The organism is Pseudomonas sp. HY7a-MNA-CIBAN-0227 (assembly GCF_040310325.1).
In the GTDB taxonomy this organism is placed as follows: Bacteria; Pseudomonadota; Gammaproteobacteria; order Pseudomonadales; family Pseudomonadaceae; genus Aquipseudomonas.
This window is the reverse complement of sequence record NZ_JBEOPT010000239.1, coordinates 1-256: the sequence shown is the minus strand read 5'-3', so window position 1 is coordinate 256 and position 256 is coordinate 1. Positions and strand designations below refer to the sequence as shown.

Annotated in this window: 1 protein-coding gene; it reads right to left on the bottom strand. The window is 47.7% G+C overall.

Going from position 1 to position 256, the window contains the following annotated elements; translation table 11 throughout:
* Window positions 1–19: 19 nt before the first annotated feature.
* On the bottom strand, window positions 20–256 hold a 237-nt coding region (locus AAEZ06_RS27745; RefSeq protein WP_350617363.1), incomplete at its 5' end, for a RidA family protein.

Genomic DNA, 256 nt, shown 5'->3' with positions numbered 1-256 from the left:
CTATACTACAATCAGTCTATTACTCAGCCGCGATGGCTATCATCTCAACCAGTAGTTCAGGACGCGCCAATGCTGACTCGCCACAAGCACGCGCGGGCGGCTGGATACCCTCAAACCAGTTATCCCATACTTCGTTCATTTCGGCAAAGTCCGACATGTCTTTTATCCAGACTGTCACTGATAGCAGTTTTGACTTGTCGCTACCCACTTCTTCTAACAACGTTTGGATCTTTTCCAAACAAGTCAAGGTTTGTGC